Annotated in this window: 6 protein-coding genes; 2 read left to right on the top strand and 4 right to left on the bottom strand. The window is 74.8% G+C overall.

What is annotated here, in order from left to right:
• The coding region (locus HCJ92_RS22105) for an NTP transferase domain-containing protein (protein WP_167935376.1) at positions 1-191 on the bottom strand (191 nt) is incomplete at its 3' end.
• Between the two features lie 143 nt (positions 192-334).
• Here HCJ92_RS22105 and HCJ92_RS22100 point away from each other — a divergent pair.
• Complete coding sequence (locus HCJ92_RS22100) at positions 335-592, top strand: hypothetical protein (protein WP_338054320.1); 258 nt, start codon at positions 335-337, stop codon at positions 590-592.
• A 157-nt stretch (positions 593-749) separates the two neighbouring features.
• Here HCJ92_RS22100 and HCJ92_RS22095 read toward each other — a convergent pair whose 3' ends face one another.
• Positions 750-1,766, bottom strand: coding sequence for a ketopantoate reductase family protein (locus HCJ92_RS22095; protein WP_167935374.1), 1,017 nt, complete (start codon positions 1,764-1,766; stop codon positions 750-752).
• A 190-nt stretch (positions 1,767-1,956) separates the two neighbouring features.
• On the opposite strand from HCJ92_RS22095, the gene HCJ92_RS22090 reads away from it, so the two are divergent.
• The gene (locus tag HCJ92_RS22090) at positions 1,957-2,376 is read left to right on the top strand and encodes a DUF7144 family membrane protein (RefSeq protein ID WP_167935373.1); all 420 of its coding nucleotides are present in this window, start codon (positions 1,957-1,959) and stop codon (positions 2,374-2,376) included.
• Positions 2,377-2,413: 37 nt separating this feature from the next.
• Here HCJ92_RS22090 and gad read toward each other — a convergent pair whose 3' ends face one another.
• Together gad and HCJ92_RS22080 are read right to left on the bottom strand one after the other, a co-directional pair.
• Positions 2,414-3,844: a glutamate decarboxylase gene (gene gad, locus HCJ92_RS22085; RefSeq protein WP_420824758.1), complete on the bottom strand. Its 1,431-nt coding sequence runs from the start codon at positions 3,842-3,844 to the stop codon at positions 2,414-2,416.
• Between the two features lie 313 nt (positions 3,845-4,157).
• Positions 4,158-4,724 (bottom strand): YbaK/EbsC family protein, encoded by a 567-nt coding sequence (locus HCJ92_RS22080; protein ID WP_167935372.1) that lies wholly within the window; start codon positions 4,722-4,724, stop codon positions 4,158-4,160.
• Positions 4,725-4,983: the final 259 nt, after the last annotated feature.

The raw sequence follows: 4,983 nt of genomic DNA, 5'->3' as shown, positions 1-4,983 counted from the left end.
ACGGTGGCCCGCGCGGCCCGGGACGCCGTCAGGACCCGGTCGAGCAGGGTACGCCCGCCGACTCGCACCGCCGCCTTGTCCGCGCCGCCGAGTCGCCGCCCCGCGCCCCCGGCGAGGACCACCGCGTCGAACGGCGCGGGAGCCGTCGGGGTCCGGTCGCCGGCCCCCCGGGCCCTGCCCTGGTCTGCCATGTCCGCCAGTATCGCGCCGCAGCGGCCGGACGGGCAGGGGTCCGCCCCGACCCCACCCCCGGACGGGCCCCGGATCGCCACCGGACGGCACCTGTCGCCACGAGTGACCACACGGGGTGAAGTTGGTGACTAAGGTTGTGCCCGTGTCCGACTTCGTTCACGAGGCGCGCTCACGCAAGCACGCCCTGCTCAGGATGGCGAGCGACGACCCGGTCGAGCGATTGCTGGTGCAGGAGTACGCCGAGGCGACACCCGACCCGCCACCCACCGCCGCCCACCGGGGCATCGCCACCCGCGGGTGTCCCCGCTGCGCCCGCACCATGTGGCGGCAGTGGGACACCGGGCCGCTGTGGGTCTGTTCCCGCTGCGGCCACCTGGAGGACGGTGAGGCGCTGCTGTGAGCCGGGGCGCCCGTGGTGAGAGCGGGGCGCGCCCGCCGGCCGTCGGGGCGCCGGTACGGGCCGGCGCAGCGACGGGGGCCCCGCGCCGCCGTTCCGCGAGGCGCGCGGTGGTGCCGCCCGGCGCGCGGCCGGGCGTCGAGCGCCCCAGTGGGGGCGGTCAGTCGGTCTCGCCCGCGAGGGCGGTGAGCGCGGAGAGTTCGGCGGGGGTCAGCGACCCGGGCCGCCGGTGCTCGTGGGCGAAGACGTTCGCCATCCGCTGGAGCACCTCGTTGACCGGCGTCGCGATCCCGTGCTCGCGGCCGAGCAGCGCGATCTCGCCGTTGAGGTAGTCGGCCTCGATGCTGCCCGTGCCCCGGCTGAGGCTCTGCCAGGACGAACCGCCGCCCGGCTCGGCCCCGGCGACGGGTCGGACGTCCATCCGGTCGCCGCGCAACCGCTGCTGCTCCTCGACGGTCGCGGGCTCGATCCCCGCAGCGTCGAGGACGGCGACGGCCTCCGCGCGGGCGTGCCGCAGGAGCTCCGCCGCGCGGGCGTCCCCCCGCAGGGTGGCACCGCCCACCGCGTCGAGGGCGTTGGCGAGGTTGCTGAGCAGCTTGCCGTACTTCCACCGCATCACGTCGCCCGGCACGGGCGCCGCGAAGTGCGACTTCTCCAGGTCGGCGGCGATCAGCCGCGCGGTGTCGTCGCTGCCGGTGGGGTACCGGCCGATGTGGAGTATCCCCGTCAGCGGCGCGCAGTGCGCCACCACATGACCGGGGCGCAGGAACTGGGCGGGCAGCCAGACGCACATGCCGTAGACGTGGCGGAAGCGCCGCAGCGCCATGCGTTCGCCGGCGACACCGTTCTGGGCGCAGACCAGGGGCAGCAGCTCACCCGCGGTACCGCCGCCCTCGACCGGGCGGGTGGCCCAGGCGGCCAGCGCGTCGACGGCGTCCTGGATCTTGACGGAGAGCACGAGGACGTCGTCCGGTCGGAGCGTCACCTCGCGCGGGTCGCCGACCGCGGGCACCGGCAGTGTCAGCGCCTCCTCGGGTGTGGCGAGGTGCAGGCCCTCCTCGCGCAGTGCCGCGAGATGGTCGCCGCGGGCGACCAGTACGACCTCGTGACCGCTCTGGAAGAGCCGACCGCCGATGGCCCCGCCGACGGCGCCCGCCCCGATGATGATGTAGCGCATGGGCCCGATCCTGGCACGGATCCCGCGTCCCGTCCTGCCTCGGCACACCCGGACCGCGGCTCCCGACGCCGGGCGGGTGACCTCGCCGACCTCACCCGTTCGGAGTAGTTCCGGACGCGGGTCGCCCACCGCGGGGCTGTCCTGGGAGTGTCGCCGCCGCTCAGGTCGGCGGCAGGTGAGGAGGGTTCCCATGAACGCCACCGCTGCCCACGGGCACCGGCCCGCGGCGCGGCCCGTGCTGTCCGGTTGGCTCGGCTTCGCCGGCGTCCTGCTGTTCACGCTCGGGCTGATCCACGTCATGAGCGGCTTGACCGCGCTCTTCAAGGACGACTACTTCCAGGTCGCCTCCGGTAGCCTGCTCGTCTTCAACTACACCGCCTGGGGTTGGATCTGGCTGACTGTCGGGGTGCTCCAGGTCGCGGTGGGCGTCGGGGTGCTCAGCGGCTCCGCGCTGGCCCGCGCCGGCGGGGTCGCGCTGGCAGGGCTGGCGCTGATCGGACAGATCGCCTACCTGGCGGCCTTCCCGTTCTGGTCGGTCATCGGCGTCGGGCTCTGCGTGCTGGTGATCTACGCGCTGGTCGCGCCGCCGGACGACGCCAGGGGGGTATGACGGCACGGCGGCGGGCGCGACGCCACGGCGGCGGCGGTCAGTGGTGGAACCCGGGCCGGGGAGCGGCGGCGCAGGGGCCTTCGGAGAGTTCCGCGACGGCCGCCCGGATGTCCTGGCCGAGCAGCGCGATCTTGTCGAAGCCGATGCCGTGCCGGATCAGGACCCGCTGGACCACGGTCTCCTGCCGGTCCGCGGGCAGCGGGTAGGCGGGAACCTGCCAGCCCCGCAGCCGCAGCCGCTCCGTCAGGTCGTACAGGGTGAACGGCGACCTGCGGGGGTCGGACAGGGTCCACGAGACGGCGGGCAGGGCGCCCTGCCCGTCGTAGAGCAGCCGGAAGCCGTCCGTGTCGCCGATCTGCTCCGCCAGTGAGCGGGCGGTGCGCGAGGCGGCCTCGTACACCTTGCGGTAGCCCTCACGGCCGAGGCGCAGGAAGGTGTAGTACTGCGCGACGACCTCACCGCCGGGGCGGGAGAAGTTCAGGGCGAACGTCGGCATGTCCCCGCCGAGGTAGCTGACCCGGAACACCAGCTCCTCCGGCAGCAGCTCGGCCGCCCGCCACACCACCCAGCCGACGCCCAGCGGCGCCATGCCGTACTTGTGGCCCGACGCGTTGATCGAAGCGACGCGCGGCAGCCGGAAGTCCCACGCCACCTCCGGGTGGAGGAACGGCGCGATGAAGCCGCCGCTGGCCGCGTCCACGTGGATGGGGACGTCGAGACCGGTGTCCCGCTCGATGGCGTCCAGCTCCGCGGCGATCTCCGCCACCGGCTCGTAGTCGCAGGTGTAGGTGACGCCGAGGATGGCGACGACGCCGATGGTGTTCTCGTCGACGTGGTCGCGGAGCTGATGGGGACGCAGCCCGGTGGCGTCCGGCTCCAGTGGCACCTGGCGCAACTCGACGTCGAAGTAGCGGGCGAACTTCTCCCAGCAGACCTGCACCGGTCCGCAGACCAGGTTCGGCCGGTCCGTAGGCAGCCCCGCCGCCTCCCGCCGCTTGCGCCAGCGCCACTTCAGGGCGAGCCCGCCCAGCATGCCGGCCTCGCTGGAACCGGTGGTCGAGCAGCCGGTCGGGGAGCCGGTACCGGAGGGATCCGCGGCTGTGGGGCCGGTCGTCGAGGAAGGGGTGGCGGCGGTGGGCGCGTTCCAGAGGTCGCCGATGATCCGGACGCAGCGCGACTCGATCTCGGCGGTCTGCGGGTACTCGTCCTTGTCGATCATGTTCTTGTCGAGGCAGAGGTCCATGAGCTCGTGGACCTCGGGCTCCGCCCAGGTGGTGCAGAACGTGGCGAGATTCTGGGAGGAGTTCCCGTCCAGGGCGAGTTCGTCGCGGATCAGCTCGTGGACGGCGCGCGCCGGGGAGGTGTCCTCGGGCATCCGGAAACGCGGGAGGCGGTGTTCGGAGATGGCGAGGGCGTAGGCGTCCTCATAGGGGGTGTCGGAGTCGTCCCCGATCCGGTGCAGAACCACGGCTGCCAGGCTCCCGTCCTCGCCATCGGCGGACTTCCGGTCGCCCGCCGTCGGAGAGTGATGGTGCGTGGACGGCCCGCGGCACGGCGGTGGGGCACGCCGGTGGCGGGCGCATTGCGCCCGGTCGGTGGAGGCTGTGGCGGCGGGCGGGTTGCGGCGGCCCGGCCGCAGAGCGCGGACGGGCGCGGGGGTGGGGGCGGTCCGTGGCCCGGCGCGGGGCCGGGCGGGTTGCGGCGGGGCGCGGGAGACCGGAGGCGGGTGGGTGGCGGTGGCGGTGGCGGTGGATCGTGCCGAGTCGCGGGCGGGGGCTGGGTCAGACTGCCAGGTCGGTGATGACCTCGGCGTTCGGGAGGGCCGCCAAGGCCGCGCCGGGCAGGATCAGCTTGCCCCGCCGGGCGCCGCTGCCGACGAGGACGTGCGGCGTCGCGGTCACCCGCGCGTCGATGAGGAGCGGCCACTCGGCCGGGAGCCCGACCGGGGTGATGCCGCCGTACTCCATGCGGGTGGCGGCGACGGCGTCGTCCATGGGGGCGAAGGACGCCTTGCGTGCGCCGAGACGCTTGCGGACGGCCCGGTTGACGTCCAGCTTCGTCGTCGCCAGCACGACGCAGGCAGCGAGGGTCACCTCCTGCCCGCGCTTGGCGGCGACCACCACGCAGTTGGCCGACACCTCCGGGCGGACGTCGTAGGTCTCGCAGAAGACCGCGGTGTCGGCCTTGTCCGGATCGCTGTCCACCAGCAGGACCGCGTCGACCGGACCGGCACCGGTCGGCCAGGCCGCCAGCGCGGCGGCGACGGGCTCGGGGAGCACGTCGGCGCGGGAGGCCGCCGGTCCCGCGGTGTCGAAGGTGCCGAAGGGAGTCGGGGTCGCGTCGCTCATACGGCCGAGCGTACGTGCGGTCCCCCAGGCCCCCGCGCCGCCGTCCACCGGCTGGTCGAGACACCGACGCCGCAGCTCGCAAGGCGGCTCCCGGGCGCACGTCCCGGGGCTCGGGGTACAGCCGGTGGTCCCGAGCGAGTCGGGCCGGGGCGCCGGGCCGCGGCGCGGTCCGGTGAGCACGCCGGCCGACCGTCGGCGGCGGGTGGTCGCCCCGCCGCCGAGTCGTCGTCCCACCCGCCGGTTCCGAGCCCCCTGCGGG

Source organism: Streptomyces spiramenti (assembly GCF_012034385.1).
Taxonomy (GTDB): domain Bacteria; phylum Actinomycetota; class Actinomycetes; order Streptomycetales; family Streptomycetaceae; genus Streptomyces; species Streptomyces spiramenti.
Note: the sequence above shows the minus strand (reverse complement) of the source record. Positions and strands in the feature narration are given on the sequence as shown.

Bases quoted from the DNA above. Each gene is read 5' to 3' on its own strand.
- HCJ92_RS22095 (WP_167935374.1), bottom strand. From the start codon at position 1,766: ATGCGCTACATCATCATCGGGGCGGGCGCCGTCGGCGGGGCCATCGGC.
- HCJ92_RS22090 (WP_167935373.1), top strand. From the start codon at position 1,957: ATGAACGCCACCGCTGCCCACGGGCACCGGCCCGCGGCGCGGCCCGTG.
- HCJ92_RS22080 (WP_167935372.1), bottom strand. From the start codon at position 4,724: ATGAGCGACGCGACCCCGACTCCCTTCGGCACCTTCGACACCGCGGGA.